Origin of the sequence: Brevundimonas sp. TWP3-1-2b1, from assembly GCF_049896165.1 — a bacterium.
Lineage (GTDB): Bacteria > Pseudomonadota > Alphaproteobacteria > Caulobacterales > Caulobacteraceae > Brevundimonas > Brevundimonas subvibrioides_B.
On sequence record NZ_JAFCTT010000021.1, the window covers coordinates 42451 to 60278 of the forward strand.

Annotated in this window: 20 protein-coding genes; 4 read left to right on the forward strand and 16 right to left on the reverse strand. The window is 67.8% G+C overall.

Annotation, left to right across the window (positions count from 1 at the left end):
• Positions 1-51 precede the first annotated feature (51 nt).
• The 6 genes from ACP7AB_RS16065 to petA form a co-directional block, all read right to left on the reverse strand.
• Complete coding sequence (locus tag ACP7AB_RS16065) at positions 52-1695, reverse strand: M28 family metallopeptidase (protein WP_425990737.1); 1644 nt, start codon at positions 1693-1695, stop codon at positions 52-54.
• A 33-nt stretch (positions 1696-1728) separates the two neighbouring features.
• Positions 1729-2430 (reverse strand): TMEM175 family protein, encoded by a 702-nt coding sequence (locus ACP7AB_RS16070; protein WP_425990739.1) that lies wholly within the window; start codon positions 2428-2430, stop codon positions 1729-1731.
• Between the two features lie 19 nt (positions 2431-2449).
• On the reverse strand, positions 2450-3037 hold the full coding sequence (locus ACP7AB_RS16075; RefSeq protein WP_425990741.1) for a DUF1579 domain-containing protein: 588 nt from the start codon (positions 3035-3037) through the stop codon (positions 2450-2452).
• A 120-nt stretch (positions 3038-3157) separates the two neighbouring features.
• Complete coding sequence (locus ACP7AB_RS16080; RefSeq protein ID WP_425990743.1) at positions 3158-4030, reverse strand: cytochrome c1; 873 nt, start codon at positions 4028-4030, stop codon at positions 3158-3160.
• Positions 4031-4035: 5 nt separating this feature from the next.
• A complete protein-coding gene (locus ACP7AB_RS16085; RefSeq protein ID WP_425990744.1) occupies positions 4036-5364 on the reverse strand; it encodes a cytochrome b in 1329 nt (442 codons plus the stop codon).
• Between the two features lie 11 nt (positions 5365-5375).
• On the reverse strand, positions 5376-5921 hold the full coding sequence (gene petA, locus ACP7AB_RS16090; RefSeq protein ID WP_425990746.1) for a ubiquinol-cytochrome c reductase iron-sulfur subunit: 546 nt from the start codon (positions 5919-5921) through the stop codon (positions 5376-5378).
• Between the two features lie 196 nt (positions 5922-6117).
• On the opposite strand from petA, the gene ACP7AB_RS16095 reads away from it, so the two are divergent.
• Together ACP7AB_RS16095 and ACP7AB_RS16100 are read left to right on the forward strand one after the other, a co-directional pair.
• Entirely contained in the window at positions 6118-6561 is a 444-nt protein-coding gene (locus ACP7AB_RS16095; protein ID WP_425990747.1) for a tRNA (cytidine(34)-2'-O)-methyltransferase, read from the forward strand.
• Positions 6562-6596: 35 nt separating this feature from the next.
• Complete coding sequence (locus ACP7AB_RS16100; RefSeq protein WP_425990749.1) at positions 6597-7130, forward strand: hypothetical protein; 534 nt, start codon at positions 6597-6599, stop codon at positions 7128-7130.
• 4 nt (positions 7131-7134) lie between these two features.
• On the opposite strand, the gene ACP7AB_RS16105 is transcribed toward ACP7AB_RS16100, so the two are convergent.
• The 3 genes from ACP7AB_RS16105 to ACP7AB_RS16115 form a co-directional block, all read right to left on the reverse strand.
• Positions 7135-8388 (reverse strand): dipeptidase, encoded by a 1254-nt coding sequence (locus ACP7AB_RS16105; protein WP_425990750.1) that lies wholly within the window; start codon positions 8386-8388, stop codon positions 7135-7137.
• A gap of 64 nt (positions 8389-8452) precedes the next feature.
• A complete protein-coding gene (locus ACP7AB_RS16110; protein ID WP_425990752.1) occupies positions 8453-9748 on the reverse strand; it encodes a M20/M25/M40 family metallo-hydrolase in 1296 nt (431 codons plus the stop codon).
• Positions 9749-9941: 193 nt separating this feature from the next.
• A complete protein-coding gene (locus tag ACP7AB_RS16115) occupies positions 9942-10409 on the reverse strand; it encodes a hypothetical protein (RefSeq protein ID WP_425990754.1) in 468 nt (155 codons plus the stop codon).
• A 102-nt stretch (positions 10410-10511) separates the two neighbouring features.
• Here ACP7AB_RS16115 and hemF point away from each other — a divergent pair, with 102 nt between their 5' ends.
• Entirely contained in the window at positions 10512-11399 is an 888-nt protein-coding gene (gene hemF, locus ACP7AB_RS16120) for an oxygen-dependent coproporphyrinogen oxidase (RefSeq protein ID WP_425990756.1), read from the forward strand.
• A 10-nt stretch (positions 11400-11409) separates the two neighbouring features.
• Here the strand turns inward: hemF and ACP7AB_RS16125 are convergent, their stop codons facing one another.
• Positions 11410-12138: a glutamine amidotransferase-related protein gene (locus ACP7AB_RS16125; protein ID WP_425990757.1), complete on the reverse strand. Its 729-nt coding sequence runs from the start codon at positions 12136-12138 to the stop codon at positions 11410-11412.
• 60 nt (positions 12139-12198) lie between these two features.
• Between ACP7AB_RS16125 and ACP7AB_RS16130 the strand changes: the two genes are divergently transcribed.
• The gene (locus tag ACP7AB_RS16130) at positions 12199-12525 is read left to right on the forward strand and encodes an antibiotic biosynthesis monooxygenase family protein (RefSeq protein WP_303696934.1); all 327 of its coding nucleotides are present in this window, start codon (positions 12199-12201) and stop codon (positions 12523-12525) included.
• Between the two features lie 112 nt (positions 12526-12637).
• On the opposite strand, the gene rlmJ is transcribed toward ACP7AB_RS16130, so the two are convergent.
• From rlmJ to ACP7AB_RS16160, 6 genes are all read right to left on the reverse strand, one after another.
• Positions 12638-13456: a 23S rRNA (adenine(2030)-N(6))-methyltransferase RlmJ gene (gene rlmJ / locus ACP7AB_RS16135; RefSeq protein WP_425990759.1), complete on the reverse strand. Its 819-nt coding sequence runs from the start codon at positions 13454-13456 to the stop codon at positions 12638-12640.
• A 55-nt stretch (positions 13457-13511) separates the two neighbouring features.
• A complete protein-coding gene (locus ACP7AB_RS16140) occupies positions 13512-13892 on the reverse strand; it encodes an opioid growth factor receptor-related protein (protein WP_425990761.1) in 381 nt (126 codons plus the stop codon).
• A gap of 76 nt (positions 13893-13968) precedes the next feature.
• A complete protein-coding gene (tdh, locus tag ACP7AB_RS16145) occupies positions 13969-15021 on the reverse strand; it encodes an L-threonine 3-dehydrogenase (RefSeq protein ID WP_425990763.1) in 1053 nt (350 codons plus the stop codon).
• 31 nt (positions 15022-15052) lie between these two features.
• Entirely contained in the window at positions 15053-15376 is a 324-nt protein-coding gene (locus ACP7AB_RS16150; protein ID WP_426046189.1) for a hypothetical protein, read from the reverse strand.
• Between the two features lie 45 nt (positions 15377-15421).
• Complete coding sequence (locus ACP7AB_RS16155) at positions 15422-16615, reverse strand: glycine C-acetyltransferase (RefSeq protein WP_425990766.1); 1194 nt, start codon at positions 16613-16615, stop codon at positions 15422-15424.
• 75 nt (positions 16616-16690) lie between these two features.
• The gene (locus ACP7AB_RS16160; RefSeq protein WP_425990768.1) at positions 16691-17608 is read right to left on the reverse strand and encodes a DUF4232 domain-containing protein; all 918 of its coding nucleotides are present in this window, start codon (positions 17606-17608) and stop codon (positions 16691-16693) included.
• Between the last annotated feature and the right edge of the window lie 220 nt (positions 17609-17828).

Genomic DNA, 17828 nt, shown 5'->3' on the forward strand with positions numbered 1-17828 from the left:
ATCCGACCTCGCTTCGCTCGGCCACCTTCTCCCGCAAGGGGAGAAGGACAACTACTCCCGCTCGCCGGCCGTCGCCGCCCGTGCGGGGCCGAACTCCGAGCCTTCCTTCCACTGCGGCCAGTCGCGGCTGTTGGCCAACGCCTGCCCCAGCGACCAGTAGACCTGCAGGTCCTGGATCTGGCCGGAATAGTCCCAGTCGGCCGACCACTCGTCATCGGCCTGGTGATAGCGGTTGGCCCCATAGGCCTGACGCGCGGCCTGGCGTTCGGCGATCGGCTCGTCGATGAAGTCTCCGGTCGAGGCGCCGTAGGCCATCGGCACGCCGCGCTTGGCCAGCGGGAAGTGATCGGACCGGAAATAGACGCCCGACGCCGGATTGCTGTCCGGCCGGACCTCGCGATCCTGGGCTTGCACGAAGCCGGTGATCCGCTCATCGAGGTTCGACTGTCCATAGCCGACGACGTTGAAGGCCTCGGTGCGACCATAGACGTTGGCCGAGTCCATGTTCACCCCGCCGACGGTCGTGGCCAGCGGATAGATCGGGTTGGCGGCATAGTATTCCGATCCCAGCAGACCGCTCTCCTCGGCCGTGAAGCCGATGAAGACGATCGACCGTTCCGGCCGCTCGCCCGCCGCATAGACGCGCGCCAGTTCGATCAGCCCGGCGATGCCGGACGCATTGTCGACCGCACCGTTGAAGATGGCGTCGCCGTTCGCGTCCGGGGTCCCCACGCCGATGTGATCCCAGTGGCCGGTGTAGAGGAAGGTCTCGTCCGGATGGGTCGAACCCTCCAGGCGACCGATGATGTTGTGCGTCTCGATCCGCTCCGAAGCCACGTTGAACATCACGTCCATCCCCGCGCCCTCGAGCGTCACCGGCTGGAAGTCGCGGCTGCGCGCCTGCACCTTCAGAGCCTCGAAATCGAGGCCGGCGCGCTGGAACAGCTCTACGGCGACATCGCGCTGGATCCAGCTTTCCATCGGCACACGCTCGTCGGCGTTCTCGCGCACGATGTCGAAGTTCGGCCCGGTCCAGCTGTTGCGCACCGTGGTCCAGCCATAGGAGGCCGGATCGGTCTCGTGGACGATGATGACGCCCGCCGCCCCCTGACGCGCCGCCTCCTCGTACTTGTAGGTCCAGCGCCCGTAGTAGGTCATGGCCCGGCCGCCGAAGGTGTTCAGCGCCGGCTCCTCGAAGTCCGCGTCATTGACGAGGACGACCAGGATCTTGCCCCGCATGTCCTGGCCCTTGAAATCGTCCCAGTCCCGCTCCGGAGCCTTGACGCCATAGCCGACGAAGACCAGCGGCGCGTCCATCAGCATGACATGGTCCTCGCCCGGACGCCGGCTGGAGATGATGATCTGTTCGCCCTGGGCCAGGGGCTGGGTCCAGTCGCCCACGGTCAGCCGGGCCTGGATGTTCGAGGCGGAGAAGCGGTTCAGCGCCACGGCCTGGGTCCAGCCGCCATTGTCGCCGCCGGGCTGCAGACCTGCCGCCTCGAACTGCCCGGAGACGTAGTCGATGACCTTCTGTTCCGCCGGGGTGGCGATGCCCCGTCCCTCGAAGTCGTCGGCGGACAGGATGCGGATGTGTTCGGACAAACGTGCCCCGTCGAACGCGGGGTCCTGCGCCCAGGCGACGGCAGTCAGGCACAGACCGGCCAGCAGCGCGGCGACGGCGGTGAACGAACGCATGGCGAACCCTTCGAAACTTGATGGTGCCGAAGGTTAGGGGCCGGCGGCCTCGGTGTCGACTTGCGTCGCTCGTGACATGGCGCGCACATGGAAGATCGAACTGATCCCGATCAGCGCCGGCACGCTCATATAGACGAACCCGCCCGCCCACGGGGCCAGGGCGTCGGGCGCCGTCAGGGCGACGACGATGGAGGTCAGGGACGCCCCGGACAGGATCATCCAATTCTGGATCCAGATACGAGCGCTGACGGCCTGGGTCGGGCTGGCGGCGCCCTGTTTCAGGTGATGGCGATAGAGGGACCCGAACAGCAACGACAGCGACAGGCACCCCGCCCCGTAGGCGACATACAGGAACCGCAGATCCCCGACGCTGTGGATCAAGTCGCCGCCGGGCAGGATGCCGCCCGACAGGGCGTGCAGGGCCGACTGCATCATCAGCCGCAGCGGAAACACATAGAGCAGGACGACAAACACCACCGCCACGCTCATCGCCGTGGACAGCCCATCCCGCAGCGGCCACAGGCGACCGAGGTCGCGATAGCTCAGCCAGAACATGACGATCAGGGCGAAGCTGGCGCCGTAGGCCGGGGCGCTCAGCAGCATCCCCTGCATCTCCTCCAGCGTCGTCGGCGGGTCGCCACCACCCGCCACCAGCAGGGCCACGGCGAAAGCGAAGGCGGCGTCGACGAAGGCGTCAAGCCTGCGTGCCATTTCCAGCTTGGGCGTGTCGGTCATGACCGACACTGTGCCTCGCTCATTCCGTCGGCGCTACTGCGCCCGCGCCCGGCCAGTCGCTGTCGCCGACCCGGCGCAGGTCCATCTCGATATAGGGCAGCGGCGTCTGGCCCTCGCGGACGAAGTGGCCGACCTCGTGCCAGCGACCGTCTTTGATCGTGGCGACATACTGGATGCTTGCGCCCGGTCCGGCCGGCGTCTGCCAGCGGAAGCCGTCCTCGGTCGCCTCGAACGGATAGTCGCCCTGATAACCCTGGGCATAGGCGCGGAAGGTGTAGGCCTGCGCCCGCTCATCCCAGCCGATGATGGCGAAGGCGTTGAACTGCGTCGCGCCGTCCGCCGCATAGCCGCGGCCCTCGACCACCCGGACCGATCCGCCCAGATGAGGGCCGACACGTTCGGTCTGGGTCAGGGTCACGCGTCCGCCGGGGCCGTTGATGACCGCCGTGCCCCGCCATTCCCCGTCCATGAAGGCCAGCCGCGCCATGGCCGCGCGCTGGGCCGGGGAGCCGGCAGCATCCTGCTGGCGCGCGACGGCGGGCGTCAGCGTCGCTGTGGAAACGGCGACCATCGCAAGCGGAAGAACCAGTAGACGGATGATGGACAAGGCGGCCTCCTCAGCTGCTTTGCTTTACAAAGCACTTTTACACACGGCCGTCAACGCAAGAAAAAGCCCGCCGGGGGAACCGGCGGGCTTGATGTCTTCGGCGTGAACCGAGGCCTGACGCTAGTGCGCCACGCCCTTCCAGATGCGGCGATAGCTGGCGTAGGTGATGCCGGCGAAGATGGCGAGGAAGGCGAGGACGCCCATGCCCGACTGTTTCCGTTCCGTCGCCCTGGGGTCCGAGGACCAGGCGATGAAGGCCGCGACGTCCTTGGACATCTGGTCGACCGTCGCCTCGGTGCCGTCGTCATAGGTGACCTGGCCATTGGCCAGCGGCGCGGGCATGGCGATGAAGCCACCGGCCGGGACGTGTTCCGGATCGCCGTCCCAGAACGGGGTCATGTCGCCCGCCATGTACGGATTGTAGTGCTGGGTCGCCGTGATCCGCAGTCCGGCCGGCGCGGCTGCGTAGCCCGAAAGCAGCGAATAGATGTAGTCGGCGCCGCCGTGACGGGCCTTGGCCATGACCGACAGGTCGGGCGGGGCCGCACCGCCGTTCGCGGCGGCCGCGGCCGTGCGGTTGGGATAGGGGTTCGGGAATTTGTCGGCCGGGGTGGCGGGACGCATCATCGCCTCGCCGGTCTCGGTGTCGATGTCCCCGACCTCGATCTCGGCGGCCAGGGCCCGGACGAACCGATTGGCGGCCGGGTTCTCGGCGTGCGGGTCATAGAAGGGACCGCCCTTCTCACCCAGATTGCGGAAATGCATCAGGTCCATCGAGTGGCAGGCCGCGCAGACCTCGCGATAGACCTTGTAGCCGCGCTGCAGTTGCCCCTGGTCGAACGTGCCGAACGGCCCGTCGAAGGTGAAGCCGCCCGAACGCGGGTGATGGGCGCCGCCCTCGGCAAGAGCGGGAGACGCCGCGCCGACCACTGCCAGAGCAGCGACCGACAGGGCCAGTTTGCGAATATCCATGGTGACTTTCTTGGCGGACATCGCGATCAGCCCTTCTTTTCGGCGTCGGCGGGAACGGCGCCGCTCATCGCGAGCGGCCCCGACAGGACCGGCTCGGAGATCGACGCGGGGATCTTCAGCGGCGTCTCCTTCAAGCCCACGAAGGGCATGATGACGAAGAAGAAGGCGAAGTAGTAGAGCGTGGCCAGGCGGGTCAGCCACAGGTAGCTGTTCAGCTGGCCGTCGATCAGGGTGAAGCTCGGCATGCCGGGAACCACCTGAGCGTCCGGCAGCTGGCCGCCGCACCAGCCCAGGATCAGGCCGACCACCACGAAGATCAGGAAGAAGATCTTCATCGTCGGGCGATAGCGCATCGACCGCACCTTGGAGGTGTCCAGCCACGGCAGGATGAACAGCACGCCGATAGAGCCGAACATGGCGACGACGCCGCCGAACTTGTCAGGAATGGCCCGCAGGATCGCGTAGAACGGCAGCATGTACCACTCGGGCACGATGTGCGCCGGCGTCTGCAGCGGGTTGGCCGGGATGTAGTTGTCGGCGTGGCCCAGGGCGTTCGGCATGAAGAAGACGAACAGCGCGAACATCATCAGGAACACCAGCAGGGCGAAGCCGTCCTTGACCGTGTAGTAGGGGTGGAACGGGATCGTGTCCTTGGCCTCGCGCTCCTTGGGGATCAGGATCCCGACCGGGTTGTTCTGGCCGGCCGTGTGCAGGGCCCAGAGGTGCAGCACCACGACGCCGAAGATCACGAACGGCAGCAGGTAGTGCAGCGAGAAGAAGCGGTTCAGCGTCGCGTTATCGATGGCCGGGCCGCCACGCAGCCAGATCAGGACCGGTTCGCCGATCATCGGGATGGCCCCGATCAGATTGGTGATGACCTCGGCGCCCCAGTAGGACATCTGGCCCCACGGCAGGACGTAGCCGAGGAAGGCCGTGGCGATCATCAGGAAGAAGATCACGCAGCCGAGGATCCAGATCATCTCCCGCGGCGCCTTGTACGAGCCGTAGTAGAGGCCGCGCAGCATGTGGATGTAGACGGCCACGAAGAACATCGACGCGCCGTTGGCGTGGACGTAACGGATCAGCCAGCCGCCGTTGACGTCGCGCATGATCCGCTCGACGGAGGCGAAGGCCATCGCCGTGTTCGGCTGGTAGTGCATGGCCAGGAAGATGCCGGTGGCGATCTGGGTGACCAGGCAGATCGTCAGGATCGCGCCGAAAGTGTACCAGTAGTTCAGGTTCTTCGGCGTCGGCAGCGACAGGTAGTCGGCGCCGAAGCGCACGATCGGAAGCCGGGTGTCGAGCCACTTCTCGACGCCGGTCTTGGGAACGTAGGTGGATTCGTGTCCGCTCATCTTGTCCGCTCTCAGCCGATCCGAATGGTGGAACCGGCGGTGAATTCGTAGTTGGGCACCACCAGGTTCTTCGGCGCCGGACCCTTACGGATGCGACCCGAGGCGTCGTAGTGCGAACCGTGGCAGGGGCAGAACCAGCCGCCGTAGTCGCCCGAGCCGAAGGTCGGGATACAGCCCAGGTGCGTGCAGGACCCGATCACGATCAGCATCGGCTCGTGGCCGACCTTGGTGCGTTCCTGGTCGGTCTGCCGTTCCTTCAGGTCGGAGGCGTCGTTGTCGGCGATCACGCGCGTCAGCTCGGCGGCGGTGCGGTTGCGCACGAACACCGGCTTGCCCTGCCAGGTGATGACGATCTGCATCCCCTCGGCGACCTTGGAGGTGTCGAACTCGACGGTCGACAGCGCCAGGGTGTCGGCGGCCGGGTTCATGGAGTTGACCAGCGGCCACACCATCATCACGCCCGCGCCGAAGGCCGCGGCGCCGGCCGCGATATGGATGAAGTCCCGGCGGGTGGCGTCACCTTCGGGATGCTCGTTCGTCACGACCGATTCGGCCACGTCTCACCTCTGTAAAACTCGCATCGTGGTCCGTGGGAAGACGGCCCGCTATCGAGGGAATGTTCTTAGCGCGATGAAGAGGTTTATACCCGGTCAGGCTTTGCGGCTTGTCGCCGCAAGGGCTGCGGTTACATGAGAACCGCTCGCAATACTGACCGCGACAAGACCCCTGCCCGCGCGTATGGAGGGCCTTAGAATGCGTCTCGCCCTTTTTCAACCAGCCATTCCCCAGAACGTGGGCGCCTGTATCAGGCTGTCGGCGTGTTTCGGGATCGAGCTGCACATAATCGAGCCCACGGGCTTCCTGTTCGACGACAGGGCCATGAAGCGCGCGGCGCTCGACTATGGCCCCCTGTCGCACATGACGCGCCATGCGAACTGGGGGGCCTTCCAGGCTGCGCGAGGTCCGGGGCGGCTGATCCTGTTCACGACCCGGGGCGCCACGCCGCTGACCGCCTTCGTCTTCCAGCCCGACGACACCCTGCTGTTCGGTTCCGAGAGCTCGGGCGCGCCCGACTTTGTCCATGCCGCCGCCGACGCCCGCATCTTCATCCCCATCCGCCCGGAGGCGCGCTCGCTGAACCTGTCGGTCAGCGCGGGGATAGGCCTGTTCGAGGCCCTGAGACAGACCACCGCCTGACGTGCCACTGTCCCGGCCCAACGGGAACGGCGACCATGGGTCTCTTCGACATCTTCACCGGCGGCTCCAGGCCGAGCGGCCCTCGCGTCGGCCCCGCCGAGCTCCGCGAGGCCCTGCTGGCCGTCAACCGGGACGGCGCGCCCTGGCATGTCCGCGACGGCGCCAGGGAGAAGGTCGATCTGGTCGCCGAATGGAAGATCGTCGACGCCGCCTGGTACGAGATCTTCGCCAAGGCCGGGGTGAAGCGCGTCTTCAAGATCCTGATGACGTTCGACGAGGCGTCGGGCCAGGTCCGTTCGGTCGACCAGGAGTTCGAAGTCGAATGGCGCGCGGGCGTGCCTTCCCTGAGCGACCTCTCCGTCGTCGGCGGCCAAGCCAGGATCAGCGGCTTCCGCGGTCAGTCGTGGGAGATGAGCACGGAAACGGTCTGGGCCTTCCGCGAGGAGGACCTCAGCTGGGGCAAGATCTACAGCTACAACTTCAACACCGACGAGATGAAAAAGCCCCTCGAAGCCGCCGCAACGGCCGCCGGCTGGGGCTGGCGCGGCGTCGCCTTCGGCAAGCTGTAGCCGATCACTCGGGCGCGCCCGCCGTCGCGATGACCGCCAGGCTCGGCCGCTCGCCGGACCTGGACGCCGCCACCGCCTCGACCGCCCGCATGACCCGGAGCACGTTCTCTCCGGCCAGTTTGCGGATGTCGCCCTCCGACCAGCCGGCCGCCATCAGGGCCGCGAGGATGCGCGGATAGGCGTTCACGCCCTGGACCTCCTCGGGCAGGCTGGTGACCCCGTCGAAGTCGCCGCCCAGGCCGACGTGATCGATACCGGCGACCTCACGCACATGCTGGATGTGGGCGATGACATCGGCGAGGCCCGCTGTCGGTTGCGGATGAGCCCCGTCCCAGGCCGCCGCGCGCGCCGTCACCGCCCCTGCGTCTCCCGGATTGAGCGCCAGCAGCCGCGCCGCCTCCGCTGCCCGGTCGGCGTTCCAGCTCCGGACCGCCTCCGAGATGAACCCGGGCACGAAGGTCACCATCACCACCCCGCCGTCGTCCGCCATGGCGCGCAGCACGCTGTCCGGCACATTGCGCGGATGGTCAGTCACCGCCCGCGCCGAGGAGTGGGAGAAGATCACCGGCGCCTCCGACACCCGCATGGCGCCGATCATCGTCTCCTCCGAGACGTGGCTCAGGTCGACCATCATGCCGATACGGTTCATCTCGCGCACCACCTCCTCGCCGAACGGCGACAGCCCGCCCCATTTCGGCGCGTCCGTGGCGCTGTCCGCCCAGGTCGTTGTCTTCGAGTGGGTCAGGGTGATGTAGCGCGCGCCCGCCTGATGGAATTCGCGCAACAGGCCCAGCGAATCGTCGATCGAATAGCCGCCCTCCATACCGATCAGGCTGGCGATCTTGCCTGCCTTATGGATTCGCTCGACGTCGTCGGCGGTCGTCGCCAGTTCGAACACGTCCGGATGGGCGGCCACGATGCGCCGGACCGTGTCGATCTGTTCGAAGGTCTCGCGCGCCGCCTCGGTCGGGGTCAGGGTCGCCGGCACATAGACCGACCAGAACTGGCCGCCGACGCCCCCGGCCCTCAGGCGCGGGATGTCGGTGTGGAGCGCCGTCGAGGCGTCGAGATTGGTCGCCAGATCGACGGCGTGCGGGTCGTTGCCATAGCCCTGCCGCAGCGCCCACGGCAGGTCGTTGTGGCCGTCGATCAGCGGTGTGGTCCGCAGAATTTCGCGCACCCGCGCCTCTCCATCCTGAGCCGCTGCGGGAACGGCCAAGGCCAGCATGGACGCGGCGAGCAGGCAGGAACGGATCATGGCGACCTCCGGAAAACAATGACGGGCGGAGACTGGCAGACGCCGGGCTCCAGAAACAAAGCGGCTATCGGTCGCCCAGGCTGAGCCGTCCGATCAGGACCGCCGCGCGCTGCGACTGGCGCACCAGACTGTCGAGATCGATCGACTCGCCCACGGCATGGGCGCCCGACCCGGCCGTGCCGAGCCCGCCCAGCGTATCCACATCTGCGGCGACGAAGCCCGAGTCCGCCGCCCCGCGCTTGGCCGGGTCAAAGGGTGCCATCTCGGGCAGGCCGAGGTCGCGGTTGACCGCGTTCAGCCGTTCCAGCAGCGCGGTATTGCCCGGCGTCGGCGCCATCGGCGGATAGCCGTCCTCGGCGAAGACGAGCTCGGCCGTCGTCTTCGCCAGGTGATCATCGACGATCCCCGCCATCCGGTCGCGGACCCGGGCGTCCTGTTCCGGCGTCAGGGTGCGCAGGTCCCCGCGCGCGATCGCCGTCTCCGCCACGATATTGGTCTTGCCCGAGGCCTGGACGCGGAAGCCGGCCGCATCGATCTCCGCCGGCGTCCCGCCCGCGATGACGCCCACGTTGTAGGTCAGGTTCGGCTCCGGCAATTCGCGCCGGAAGTTGTCGAGGATGCGCGCCATCTCATAGATCGCGCCATAACCCAGAGTGTCGCCGAACACGCCGCTGGAGTGGCCGGTCCGGCCGCCGGTGGTCAGGGTCCAGCTGGACGAGCTGCGCCGGGCGATCGTGCCGAACTCCTCGCCGTTCTCGATCGCCAGTCCCTCGAATTCCAGCGCATAGTCCGCGACCTGACCCGCCGCGATCAGGTCCCGACGCGCCACCGCCAGCGGCGAACCGGGCCGCTCTTCATCGCCGGTCAGTACGATGGTGATGTTCGATCCCTCCAGCGTACCCGCCGCCTGCATCGCGCGCAGGGCTGCGATGATCACGACCACCCCGCCCTTGTCGTCGCCGACGCCGGGACCGGTCGCCTGCGAGCCGTCCCTCACGAAGCGCTGGAACGGACTCTCCGGCTCGAACACCGTGTCCAGATGGCCGATCAGCAGGATGTTGCGCCCGCCGCCGTCATGGGTCGCGATCAGATGCCCGGCCCGGCCGGTCTCGGCCATGTCGATCCAGCGCACCTCGAAGCCGAGCGGATCGAGTTCGGCGCGGACCATCTCGCCCACCGCCGTCACACCCGCCAGGTTCAGCGTGCCCGAGTTCACATTCACCATCCGCTCCAGCAGATCGATGTGCCGGCCGTGCTCGGCGACCACGGTGGACATGATCGTCCGCTCGGCCTCAGGCGTCTGGGCCATCACGGGCGGGGTGAAGGCAAAAACCATCAGGGCGGACAGGATCAGACGCATGGACGACCTCGCTATGAAGCCACGACCGTGGCCGAGGCCGCCCTGCGAGTAAAGGCAGCCAGAGCCTGATCGTTTGAGACGGAAGCGCTTCGCGCTTCTGTCGAAAGCGTGAATCAGGCTCTCGCTGATATCTGGAGCAGGATTCACGGCATCAGCGGAATCGCGAAGCGATTCCTCCTCAGCCGATCCTGCTCTAGCGGTCGCTCCTCGCCGGAGCGGGCAACGCGCCCGGCTGAATCGTCGGCGATCGGGACGGGGCCTGCGCCTGCTCACGGCAGCCTCGCCCGATATGCAGACCGTTCAGATAGTACCAGCGGTTCTGCACCGCCGCCTGTTCGACTTCGTCGCGATCGCGCGCCGGCTGACGCACCGCATCCACCCCGGCGATGGCGAGGCCGCCGCCGGGTACGAGCATCGCGGCGCCCGACCGTGCGATGCCGCCGAGCGAACTCAGCCAGCCGCCCTGGGGCGTCGCGTCGCCCATGGCCTGGCCGAGCTGCGCCGCCTCGTCGCTGATCCGGGCGCATGACAGTCTCTCGTCGGTCTCGCGAAACACGCCCGTCTCCTGCGCCCCCGATTCCTGGCCCCCCGCGTCCTGGGCCAGGGCGGCGCCCGCCGAGAGCAGGGTGATCGTCAGGGTCGGGATCAACAGGGATCGCATTGCAAATTCTCCAAACAGCCCGTCGTCCAAACGGCTGCGGACCTGCGCGGTTCATTCCCGGCCCGCGTGACCTCGCGCGCGAGACGTGATTGAACGCCGCCCATGAGCCAGTTCCCCCTCCCCGACACCGATCCGCTGGACCTCAAGAAGGTCGAGACCCGCGCCTGGTTCGAGGCCCTGCGCGACCGTATTCACGCCGGGTTCGAGGCGCTGGAAGACGCGGCCCCCGCCGACCTCTTCCCCGGCGAGCCGGGTCGGTTCGTGCGCACGCCCTGGTCGCGGGACGCCGGCGGCGGCGGGGTCATGGGCGTGATGCACGGCCGCCTGTTCGAGAAGGTCGGGGTCCACGTCTCCACCGTCCACGGCGAGTTCCCCGCCGACTATGCGAAGACCGTCCCCGGCGCTGACGAAGACCCCCGCTTTTTCGCCACCGGCATCAGCCTGATCTGTCATCCGGTCAGCCCGCGCGTCCCCGCCGTGCACATGAACACCCGCTTCATCGCCACGACGAAGAGCTGGTTCGGCGGCGGCGGCGACCTGACCCCCGTGCTCGACGTCGATCGTCGCCAGGACGCGCCGGACACGGTCGCCTTCCACGCCGGGATGAAGACGGCCTGCGATGCCCACGACCCGACCTGGCATCCGAAGTTCAAGGCCTGGTGCGACGACTATTTCTTCCTGCCGCACCGGAACGAGCCGCGCGGAACGGGCGGCATCTTCTACGACCACCATGACTCGGGGGACTACGCGAAGGACTTCGCCTTCACCCGCGATGTTGGTGAGGCGTTCCTGGAGACCTACGCCGCCATCGTCGAGCGTCGCATGACGGAGGCCTGGACGCCCGGGGAGCGCGAGGAACAGCTGGTCCGGCGCGGCCGCTACGTCGAGTTCAACCTGCTCTACGACCGCGGCACGATGTTCGGTCTCAAGACCGGCGGCAACGTCGAGTCGATCCTCAGCTCGATGCCGCCGGTGGTGAAATGGCCGTGACGGGCAGGCGCTAAATTCCGCTGCCCTCGCCCTCGACCGGGGGCGGGGTCAGCATCAGGAAGGCGCGGATCCAGGCGGCCAGCACCGCCCGGTCGTTTGTCTTCGCCAGACTGGCCAGGGCCTCGTCCGCCAGGGCGTCCGCGATGCGGTGGCCGCGCCGGTTTTCGACCAGGGCGGCGGCGTAGTCCGGCTGGAACTCGGGATGACACTGGAAAGACATGGCGTCATCCCAGGCCAGTCCTGCGAACGGCGTGAATTCGCTCGCGGCGATCACCCGCGCATCCGCAGGCGGGCTCAACACCTGATCCTGGTGCGACACCGGGATGGCGATGGAGGCCGCACGCGGAAACATCCACGGCTCCTCGCCCACCACCGCATAGCGATGCAGGCCGACGCCCCAGCCCTTGTCCGACTTCTCGACCCGACCGCCGAACGCATGGGCCATGACCTGATGCCCGAAGCAGATGCCGACCAGCCGCGTCCGACCCCGCGCCGCACGCAGCCAGTCAACCAGGGGCGGGATCCACGGCAGGTCGTCATAGACCCCGGCCGACGACCCGGTGACAATCGCCCCCTGAAAGTCTTCCGGGTCTTCAGGCAACCGCCCGGCCTGGACGTCGAACCGCACCGTCGCCACCCCTTCGCCCAGCAGGGCCCGGAACCGCGCCGGGTAGTCGTCGAAAGCATCCTTCAGCGCCTCGGGAGGCTTGCCGGTTTCCAGGATCGCGATGGGTTTCATGTCCCCATAGGGACTGCTCCGCCATGGCGGGACAAGGGCAAAGGCGCTACAGCGCGGCCTATGACCGATGCCGCCGCGCACTCCGACGCAGATACCGCCCCGGTCGTGCTGATCAACGTGTTCAAGGTCCAGCCTGATCGCCAGGACGATTTGCTGGAGATGCTGGCCGAATTGACCCGGGCCCAGGTCGGCCTGCCCGGCTTCGTCTCGGCGACCCTGCATCGCGGCCTGAACGGAAAGACGGTCGTCAATCAGGCCGTCTGGCGCTCGGTCGAGGACTGGAAGGCGATGACGCGGACCGCCGCCGTCTCCGTCGCCATGCTGCCCATCATGGCCATCGCCACGTTCGAGCCGAACCTCTACGAGGCTGGCGAAGTCATCGAGTAAGCCTGCGTCCGCATCTGACGCAGCGGCATGCTAGACGCGCCGGCTGTCGGTCTTTGACATTGCCATCTGGCCTCGACGTTCCGAACGCTTCGGACGGTGTTTTGGAGTCCGGTCAGACTCGCCAGACCTCCGCCTTCGCCCCCGCATCGCCCAGCGCCGCAGCCACCCAGCCGCAGATCTCCGCCGCCGCCGCATCGGCGCCCTTCGGCGGATTGACCACCACCATGGCGCAGCCGTTCATCTTCATCGGATTGGTCAGCGGCCTCAGCCGCGCCTCGGCCACCAGGGTCGGCGCATCTGTCCCCGACGCCAGCCGCCTCAGGAAGCCGTCGAAGGTCTCCAGATCCTTCAATGGCGTCCAGATCGCCACCATGGCCGTCGGGTCCGCCTGCACGATCGCCGCCGCCGTATCCGCCGCGCGCAGGTAGTCGTCCGGCCGCTCGAACGGAGGGTCGATCAGCACCAGCGACCCGCCCGACTGCCGCGCCTCGGCCAGGACCAGATCATAGCCGTCCCCGATCTCGCCCCGCGCGTTCGGGAAGCCGGAGAGGCTCTCGCGGAGCAGGCCGGCCACCTCCTCGCGCAGCTCGAACCCGACATAGGCGTCAGCCGCCCTTGACGACCGCGCCACCAGCATCGGCGACCCCGGATAGAACCGCACGCCGCCCTCGGGATTCAGCGCCGCAACCTGCGACGCCAACGCCTCGATCAACGCCGGCCGATCCGCCGCCGCCATCAGCCGCTCGACCCCGGCCTCGGCCTCGCGTGACCGGGTCGCGTCGCCGGTCAGATCATAGAGCCCCGCCCCGGCATGGGTGTCGAGCACGACCACCGGGCCCGTCGCCTGCCGCGTCTTCAGCAGCCACAGGACCAGGGCGTGTTTGACCAGGTCGGCGAAGTTTCCAGCATGGAAGCTGTGGCGATAGTTCATGCTGTTCCGTCCTATTCCCGACGGTCGGGGTCAAGCGGAACCGGAGGTCGAAGGCCTAGGCCCGGGCCCAGAACCCCAGCGTCGGCTTCCCGATCGGAGACCCCGCCTCCTCGACCCGCGCCAGGATCAGCGTGCGGAAGGCGTCCGCCAGCTCGTCGCCGCGCAGCAGCCTCAGCGACTTGATGATCCGGGTGATCCGCAGATGGTTATGGTCGCTGGCCGTCAGCCAGTGCCCATTGCGATAGTAGAATATGGCGAGCCGGTCCGTCGCTGCGGCCAGCGCGGCCTGGGCCGAGATGGACTCGCGGATCGCCTCGATATCCTCGTCCGTGAGCATGGGTGCGTTCGGCTGCGCGCCCGACCGCTCCCGGAAGGGGAACAGCCACTGGACGAAGTCATGCACCTGCTCGACCGCGGCGTCGTCGAAGCTGATCACCTCGAAGACATCCCGCCCCGCGCCGTCGGTTCCCTCGCCCGTCAGGAAGGCGACGATCGGGGTCAGGCCGCCCCCCTCATGCAGCCTTGTCCCAGTCGAGGATGACCTTGCCCGACTGGCCCGACCTCATCGCGTCGAAGCCTTCGCGGTAGTCGGCATAGGACAGCCGGTGGGTGATCAGAGGTTCCAGGTCGAGGCCGGCCTTCAGCAGGCCCAGCATCTTGCGCCAGGTCGTGAACATCTCGCGCCCGTAGACGCCCTTGATCGTCAGGGCCTTCAGGATGATGGCGCCCCAGTCGGTCTCCATCGGCTTGGACGGAATGCCCAGCAGGGCCATGCCGCCGCCCATGATCAGGGTGTCGACACACTGTTTGAAGGCGATCGGCGAACCCGACATCTCCAGCGCTACGTCGAAGCCGACCTTCAGGCCCAGTTCCTTCATGACGTCGCGCAGGTCCTCCTTCGTGGTGTTCACCGTCCGCACGCCCGGCGCGACCTTCTGGGCCAGGTCCAGACGGAAGTCGTTGATGTCGGTCAGGACCACGGTCCGCGCCCCGGCGTGTCGCGCCACCGCCGCCGCCATCATGCCGATGGGGCCGGCGCCGGTGACCAGCACGTCCTCGCCCAGCAGGTCGAACTGCTGCGCCGTGTGCACGGCGTTGCCGAACGGATCCAGCATCGCGGCAATCTCGTACGAGACGTCGTCCGGCAGCTCGATCACATTGAAGGCCGGCGCCACGACGAACTCGGCGAAGGCGCCTTGGCGGTTCACGCCGATGCCGCGCGTGTGCGGGTCAAGGTGGAAGTGGCCGGCGCGCGCGGCCTCAGAGTTCAGGTCGATGACGTGACCCTCGGCCGAAACGCGCTGGCCGATCTTCAGCGGCCGGTTCACGTCGGAGCCGATGGCGACGATCTCGCCCGAGAACTCGTGGCCGGTGATCATCGGCGTCGGCACGTTCTTCTGGGACCACTCGTCCCAGTTCCAGATGTGAATGTCGGTGCCGCAGACGGCCGTGCGGTGCACGCGGATCAGCACATCCTCGGGTCCCGCCACAGGGATAGGCGCATCGATCAGCTCAAGGCCGACCTCGGGCCGCATCTTGGCCAGGGCTTTCATGGTGGTGGTCATACTCACTCCTGGTGGTCGGCCAAGCCGACGCTCAGTTCGGGACAAGCAAAAGGGCCGCGATCACAGCCATGACGATCCACGCCGGGTGACCGAAGCGGGTTGCGACTGCCCAATAGACCGTCGCAACGACGAACATGAGACCGATCGTCCTTTCGACGCCGATGCCGCCAAAAGCCTCCGAGAACAACAGCGCAGCGAAACCCACCCCCATGATCGAAACCAGGTGCCAGGTGGCGCGAACCGACCACCAGCGTCGCCGCTCGAGCAGATTCAGCGAGGCCTCGCTCCAGACGCCGTCTTTGCGGAGCCGAGTGAAGACAAGTTGTTCGCCAAGGATCGAGTGCGCGCCCGACAAGAGAAGCGTCAGCCCGGAGGCCAGAAGGAGAAGCGTATCCATCGCCTAGATCACCCCGAGTTCCTTGCCGGCCGTCGTGAACGCCACGACCGCCTGATCGATATGGTCGAAAGTGTGCGCCGCCGACATCTGCGTCCGGATGCGCGCCGCGCCGCGGGGCACCACCGGGAACGAGAAGCCGATGACATAGACGCCGACTTCCAGCATTCGCGCCGCCATCGTCTGGGCCAGTTTGGCGTCGCCCAGCATGACCGGGACGATCGGATGCTGGCCGGGCAGGAGGTCGAAACCCGCCTCGGTCATCGCGCCCCGGAAGCGGGCCGCGTTGGCGGCCAGCTGGGTCCGCAGGGCGTCGCCCTCCGGCCCTTGGGCGATGCGGATCGCCTCCAGCGAGGCCCCGCAGATCGAGGGCGCCAGGGCGTTGGAGAACAGATAGGGCCGCGCGCGCTGCTTCAGCAGCTGGACCACCGCCGTCGTGGCGCAGATGAAGCCGCCCATGGCACCGCCCAGGGCCTTGCCGAAGGTGCCGGTGACGAAGTCGACCCTGACCCCGTGGTGGGCATAGGAGCCGCGACCTTGCGGACCCAGGAAGCCGGTCGCGTGGCAGTCGTCGACCATGATGAGGGCGCCATACTGGTCGGCCAGCGCCCGGATCTGGTCCAGCTTTGCGATATAGCCGTCCATCGAGAAGGCGCCGTCGGTGGCGATGATGATGTCGCGCACGCCGTCGGCCCGCGCCTGTTTCAGCTGGGCCTCCAGATCGGCCATGTCGGAGGTCGCGAACCGGTAGCGTCTGGCCTTGCACAGGCGCACCCCGTCGATGATCGAGGCGTGGTTCAGGCTGTCGGAGACGATGGCGTCCTCGGCCCCGAACAGGGGCTCGAACAGGCCGCCGTTGGCGTCAAAGGCGGCCGCGAACAGGATGGAGTCCTCGAAACCCAGGTAGTCGGCAATGGCCCGTTCCAGCTGTTTGTGGATATCGAGCGTGCCGCAGATGAACCGCACCGAGGCCGTGCCCGCGCCGCGCGATTCGGACGCCGCACTGGCAGCCGCGACGACCCGATCGTCGCCGCCGAGACCGAGGTAGTTGTTGGCGCAGAAGTTGAGGACCTTGCGGCCCCCGACCTGGATCACCGGTCCCTGACGCGATTCGATGACCCGCTCGGGCTTGGTCAGCCCCTGGGCGTCGATGTCGGAAAGCTCGGCCGCGACGCGGTCGTGAAAGCCTGTGGTTTGCATGGCGGTTGGCTACGCTCTTTCGCGAATGGATTCCAGCGCCACCATCTCCCTTCTCCCCTTGCGGGAGAAGGGAGATCAAGTCACCGAAGCCGCTCGCACGGGCTCGGGCGCCGGACCGGGCTCGACGTCCGCACGAAAGGGATTGACCCGAATGCGTCCGCCGCAGGGGGTGAAGGCCAGCGGAATCGCCAGGGCGGTCGCATCGCCCGGGATCAGCACCCGCACCCGCGCCGCCGACGGACAGACGCGTTCGCCATTGCCCTCGTTGGGCACGACGTTCCAGGCAATATCGAAGAAAGCCTTGCCGCCGACGGCAAGGTTCACCGGCGTCGCCGTCTGCGGGTTCTGGTCCGAGCGCACAGTGGTGAGGACGCGTCCCTGCGGGTCCAGCAGGCTGACCGCCGGGTAGCCCGCGACGCTGCAAGGCGCGGTCCCGGCGTTGGTGACGCCGAAGACATTGACCCGGTTGCCGGCGCCCGCGTCGCCCGTTTCGCTGTTCAGACGCAACTGGGCCGCGCGGCAGGGCATCGAGGCGGGCAGGACGCCGCCCGGCGCGGGCTGAGGCGTGATCGGCGCGCCGGGAACCGGCAGGGCCGGATTGGCCGAGGGACGGCTGCACCGCTCCAGCACGGCCACGCCGACATCCTCGTTGGGTCCAAGACGGCTCAGGGTGGCGCTCTCCGAGCCTTCGCGGGTGGCGATCCACCATTCCAGGCCGGAGCCGGAATAGCGGGCGCCGCTCCCTGACGGCACGAGGCGCAGCGCATAGGTCTGCCCCTTGTAGGCGACGCTCGCCGTGGCCGTGTCCAGATACTGGACCGACACCGTCTGTCCGCTCTCGCAGGCGTATCCTATGGCCGGCGTGGTCGGAGCGGGCGGGGCGACGGGCGGCGTCAGGTTCACGGCCTCGGGCGGCGTCTCGCCCTCGCGCGTGCAGGCGGAAACGGACATTGCGCCGATGACAGCGGCGACGAGAAGGCGGTGCAGGCTCATGACGATCCCCGATGAATGCTCAAGGTTAACGCCGTTCGTTGTGAATAGCTCCCGCCGCCTTGGCGCGACGTGCTCGACGCCGTTAGTGTCCCGGGCAGGAGCCCCCATGACCGACCCCGACCTGTATCCCGTTCCTGCCGACTGGGCCGAGCGCGCCCATATGGACGCCGCCGCCTACGAGGCCGCGCGGCTCGCGGCGCGCGAGACGCCGGACGCCTTT

What these genes read in the sequence shown, in the direction of transcription:
- ACP7AB_RS16065 (WP_425990737.1), bottom strand. Translation starts at nt 1,695, where the DNA reads ATGCGTTCGTTCACCGCCGTCGCCGCGCTGCTGGCCGGTCTGTGCCTG.
- ACP7AB_RS16115 (WP_425990754.1), bottom strand. Translation starts at nt 10,409, where the DNA reads ATGCGATCCCTGTTGATCCCGACCCTGACGATCACCCTGCTCTCGGCG.
- hemF (WP_425990756.1), top strand. Translation starts at nt 10,512, where the DNA reads ATGAGCCAGTTCCCCCTCCCCGACACCGATCCGCTGGACCTCAAGAAG.
- tdh (WP_425990763.1), bottom strand. Translation starts at nt 15,021, where the DNA reads ATGACCACCACCATGAAAGCCCTGGCCAAGATGCGGCCCGAGGTCGGC.
- ACP7AB_RS16085 (WP_425990744.1), bottom strand. Translation starts at nt 5,364, where the DNA reads ATGAGCGGACACGAATCCACCTACGTTCCCAAGACCGGCGTCGAGAAG.
- ACP7AB_RS16100 (WP_425990749.1), top strand. Translation starts at nt 6,597, where the DNA reads ATGGGTCTCTTCGACATCTTCACCGGCGGCTCCAGGCCGAGCGGCCCT.
- ACP7AB_RS16155 (WP_425990766.1), bottom strand. Translation starts at nt 16,615, where the DNA reads ATGCAAACCACAGGCTTTCACGACCGCGTCGCGGCCGAGCTTTCCGAC.
- ACP7AB_RS16105 (WP_425990750.1), bottom strand. Translation starts at nt 8,388, where the DNA reads ATGATCCGTTCCTGCCTGCTCGCCGCGTCCATGCTGGCCTTGGCCGTT.
- ACP7AB_RS16110 (WP_425990752.1), bottom strand. Translation starts at nt 9,748, where the DNA reads ATGCGTCTGATCCTGTCCGCCCTGATGGTTTTTGCCTTCACCCCGCCC.
- ACP7AB_RS16125 (WP_425990757.1), bottom strand. Translation starts at nt 12,138, where the DNA reads ATGAAACCCATCGCGATCCTGGAAACCGGCAAGCCTCCCGAGGCGCTG.
- rlmJ (WP_425990759.1), bottom strand. Translation starts at nt 13,456, where the DNA reads ATGAACTATCGCCACAGCTTCCATGCTGGAAACTTCGCCGACCTGGTC.
- ACP7AB_RS16130 (WP_303696934.1), top strand. Translation starts at nt 12,199, where the DNA reads ATGACCGATGCCGCCGCGCACTCCGACGCAGATACCGCCCCGGTCGTG.
- ACP7AB_RS16080 (WP_425990743.1), bottom strand. Translation starts at nt 4,030, where the DNA reads ATGTCCGCCAAGAAAGTCACCATGGATATTCGCAAACTGGCCCTGTCG.
- ACP7AB_RS16070 (WP_425990739.1), bottom strand. Translation starts at nt 2,430, where the DNA reads ATGACCGACACGCCCAAGCTGGAAATGGCACGCAGGCTTGACGCCTTC.
- ACP7AB_RS16095 (WP_425990747.1), top strand. Translation starts at nt 6,118, where the DNA reads ATGCGTCTCGCCCTTTTTCAACCAGCCATTCCCCAGAACGTGGGCGCC.
- ACP7AB_RS16160 (WP_425990768.1), bottom strand. Translation starts at nt 17,608, where the DNA reads ATGAGCCTGCACCGCCTTCTCGTCGCCGCTGTCATCGGCGCAATGTCC.